The sequence below is a fragment of the Micromonospora sp. NPDC004336 genome (assembly GCF_053602615.1).
This window is the reverse complement of sequence record NZ_JBSGDY010000307.1, coordinates 1-3,345: the sequence shown is the minus strand read 5'-3', so window position 1 is coordinate 3,345 and position 3,345 is coordinate 1. Positions and strand designations below refer to the sequence as shown.

Annotated in this window: 6 protein-coding genes; 5 read left to right on the top strand and 1 reads right to left on the bottom strand. The window is 68.4% G+C overall.

The window, feature by feature from the left end; translation table 11 throughout:
- Positions 1-80: 80 nt before the first annotated feature.
- Positions 81-941: a helix-turn-helix domain-containing protein gene (locus tag ACWENR_RS30160; RefSeq protein ID WP_452280335.1), complete on the bottom strand. Its 861-nt coding sequence runs from the start codon at positions 939-941 to the stop codon at positions 81-83.
- Between the two features lie 262 nt (positions 942-1,203).
- Here ACWENR_RS30160 and ACWENR_RS30155 point away from each other — a divergent pair, with 262 nt between their 5' ends.
- From ACWENR_RS30155 to ACWENR_RS30135, 5 genes are all read left to right on the top strand, one after another.
- Positions 1,204-1,491: a DivIVA domain-containing protein gene (locus ACWENR_RS30155; protein ID WP_452280334.1), complete on the top strand. Its 288-nt coding sequence runs from the start codon at positions 1,204-1,206 to the stop codon at positions 1,489-1,491.
- Positions 1,488-1,739, top strand: a complete 252-nt coding sequence (locus ACWENR_RS30150) for a hypothetical protein (protein ID WP_452280333.1) — start codon at positions 1,488-1,490, stop codon at positions 1,737-1,739. Before ACWENR_RS30155 ends, ACWENR_RS30150 begins: the two co-directional genes overlap by 4 nt.
- 118 nt (positions 1,740-1,857) lie before the next feature.
- On the top strand, positions 1,858-2,385 hold the full coding sequence (locus ACWENR_RS30145; RefSeq protein WP_452280332.1) for a DUF6244 family protein: 528 nt from the start codon (positions 1,858-1,860) through the stop codon (positions 2,383-2,385).
- A 2-nt stretch (positions 2,386-2,387) separates the two neighbouring features.
- Positions 2,388-2,870, top strand: coding sequence for a DddA-like double-stranded DNA deaminase toxin (locus tag ACWENR_RS30140; protein ID WP_452280331.1), 483 nt, complete (start codon positions 2,388-2,390; stop codon positions 2,868-2,870).
- Positions 2,867-3,277, top strand: coding sequence for an Imm1 family immunity protein (locus tag ACWENR_RS30135; RefSeq protein WP_452280330.1), 411 nt, complete (start codon positions 2,867-2,869; stop codon positions 3,275-3,277). Before ACWENR_RS30140 ends, ACWENR_RS30135 begins: the two co-directional genes overlap by 4 nt.
- Positions 3,278-3,345: the final 68 nt, after the last annotated feature.

The following is a 3,345-nucleotide window of genomic DNA, read 5'->3' as shown; positions in this document are numbered from 1 at the left end:
CCACGGCGTGCAGACACCGCGCCACCCTGCCCGTCTCGCCGGTGGAAGTCATGCCACCACGCCGTCCACAACAGACCTTCTCAAACACGCTCTAATGATTCTGCCTCACCTTGTGCCAGGCGAGCGGCACTGGCGAAGGCGACCTCGTAAGCCTGCAGTTCCGCAGGCTTGTCAAGGTAAAGCGCTCCGGTGAGCGACTCGCTGTACACGACTGACGGCTCGGGTGCCGCCCGGCCGCCCTTGGTGGCCGGGAAGTCCAGGATGACGAACGAGCCTGCGACGGCACCGACGTGCGGACCCGCATCCAATGGCACCACCCGGAGCGAGACGTTCGCCCGTGCGGAAGCGTGCACGAGCGCGCTCAGCTGGCCGGTCATGACGGCCTCACCACCGACCCGACGCCGAATGACTGCCTCGGAGATGATTACGTCCAGCTTGGGAGGTTGCGGCAGGCGGCGAGTCAGCAGGCTCTGCCGCTGTAGACGGACCTGAACCGCGTGCTCGCGTTCCTCGTCGCTCGCGGCGGGCTGGTCGATGCGCGCGAGTGCCCGGATGTATTCGCGGGTCTGCAGCAGGCCCGGGATCACGGTCTCCTGATACTGCCGCAGTGAGGCGGCAGCGGATTCCAAGCCGACGTACAGCTCGAACCAGCTCGGGACCGCGTCGCCGTACGCGTGCCACCAGCCCTTGGACTTCGTCTCCGTGGCGAGCCCGCGCATCGCCTCGGTCATCTCGGCGGACACCCCGTACAGCTCGCACATCGCCTTGACGTCGAGGACCCGGACCGGGCCCATGCCGCATTCGATTCGCCAGATCTTCTGCCGGCTGTATTCGAGGGCCTCGGCGGCGGCGTCGAGGGTCACGCCCGCCTCGGTGCGGTACTGGCGTAGCAGCCGGCCGAGTTGCCGGCGCGGCACGGTCGACCCGACGTCCTCGGTCACCCGGACACTCCCTGGTTCCGTCGCGCAACATTGCGTCACGTGATCATGTAACGACTATCGGTAGCAGCAAAGAAAGTCAATACCTCTGGGAAGAATTCTGCCGTGGAACGTTGCTTCGATGCTGCGCACCGTCACAGGATGATCACAGGCTCTGGCGTCGTACCGCTGATCGAAGCTGCGGCGGCAGGGCGGGGTGGCCCGTGCGTGCGGGGAGGGCGGGCGGGCCGCCCCTTCCAGTCCACGAGGGAGAGGCAGGCAGCAGATGAGCGTCCGCGACCAGCGACCGGAAAGGGTTTACCGCTCCTCGGCGTACACCAGTCTGCTGCCATGGCAGGTGCGTGAGCGCCGCTTCAGGTCGGTCGGGCTCGGACGCCGCGGCCTGGAACCGGCCGACGTCTACGACTTCCTCGACCGCGTCGCCGGCGAGATGGCCACCGTCTACGCCGCCCTGGCCGCCAGCCGCCGGGAGACCGCCGTCATCAAGGACGCGCTGCGCCGCTGGCAGTCCGCGCAGGCCCGAGCCCGCGCCGACCGCGGAAACCAGGCATGACCCAGCGGTACGTCGTCCACGTGCCCGTCGCCGCCGCCGACCTGCCGGCCGCGCAGCGGCTGGCCCGGGTAATCAGCCGGTGGCTGCTGGTGCTGCCGCAGACCGACCCGGGAGAGATCACCGTCTCGGAAGAGGACAACCAGCACGTACGTCACCGGGTCTTCTGCGACCTGCGAATGCCCGGCGGCCGGCGCTGCCTGCTCCGCGCCGACCACGACGGCGCCTGCTCCCGCCGCCTGCCCCGGTGACGGCGGACGAGCACGCCCGCCGCAACAGCGACGCGGTTCTGCGCATTCGTTGTGTTTCAACGGCACTCGTCTCTACGCTGCCAGTCCTGGGCGGACTCGGAGCCTGGAGGGTGACGCGATGTCGCTGATCGACGGCATTGGTGCTGACATACAGGCGATGACGGCCGGCGTGGACCGGACGCAGCAGGAGGCCGGCGCTGTCGACCATGCGGTCGATCAGATCGCCGCTCGGGCGGTGGCCTTCGGCTTCGTCGGCATCGCTGTGGGGTTGGCTCGCGCCCGCCAAGTGCTCCAGCAGGCTCGGTCTCGGCTGGCTCAGGCCGGCGGGGTCCTGGGTGAGGCGTCGCGGTCGCTGAGCGCCGTGCCGCAGCAGCCGTCGCCGCAGGAGACGATCGCCGCGCTCACGCCGGTCGTGGCCGCGCTGACCGCCGTCGACGGCCATGTCGCTGCGGCCGGATCCGCGGTCGACGACACGCGACGGCTGATCACGGCGGCGTTGCAGGGAGGACAGCCTGGTCCCACGCTGTCGCGGTTGCATCAGGTGCTGCAGGTCCTGGCGACCGTCCGGACCCGCGGGATCGAAGCCCGACAGCACGTCGACACGGCGCTGGCCCAGGCTCGGCAGGTCGGTGAGCTGGGAAATTGACCATGGGCGGTGGCAGCGATATCAGCCGACCGCCCGTCACGCACGACACCTCTGCGAGTGCGACCGAAGCGACTGCCCCACCCGAGCCGTTGCCCGACTGGGTGACCGATGCGGCTCGGGACCTGCCTCGACGGCAAGCGAAAGACCCCACCTCCGGTGTGGCGTTGATCGGTGGCGAGCGGATACCGATGAGGTCTGGCCGTGACCCGGCCGCCGCCGACGATCTCAAGCCGGCCTACAAGCTCATCGCCACCACGACCGACCATCTGGAGGCCAAGCTTGCCGCACGGATGCGCCGCGACCACATCAACCGGGCGGCCGTGGTGACGAACAATCCCCCCTGCGACTACACACCCTACGGCTGCGAGAAGATCCTCTCCCGGCTGCTGCCAGCCGGCGCGCAGCTGGCCGTCTACGTACGCGACGATGACGGTCAGGTACGCCATTGGCGTACCTACACCGGAAACGGAAAGGCGATCGCATGAAGGTGACCTGGACCTACGACCGAGGCGACCAGCGCGACAACCACGAGGTCGAACTGACCGACCCCGACGCCCTGGAGGCACTACTTCGCGAAGTCCAGCAGGCCGGCGAGCCCGTCGTGCTGACCATCTTCAGCGACACCAGCGACACCAGCGACACCAGCGACCCGGACGACCTGCCACCCGGCATTCAGATCGGCCTCGGTCACCCCACCCATGCCTTCGCGGTGCACATCGCCGACGACGGCGGCTACCTCAACGACCCCACAGTGGAAATCCCGACCGAGGGACTCAGGTTCGATTTCGGCGGTGTACCTACCGAATACCCGGCGGAGCACGTACAACTTCGGCCTGAAACGGCCATACAACTCGCTGTCACCTATCTCAGAGCGTGTTTGAGATCGGGTTGATCAGGTCCGGGTGAAGGTGCGGCGGGCTTGGCGGCGTGCGGGTTGGCCGCGGGTGATGCGGCGGGTCA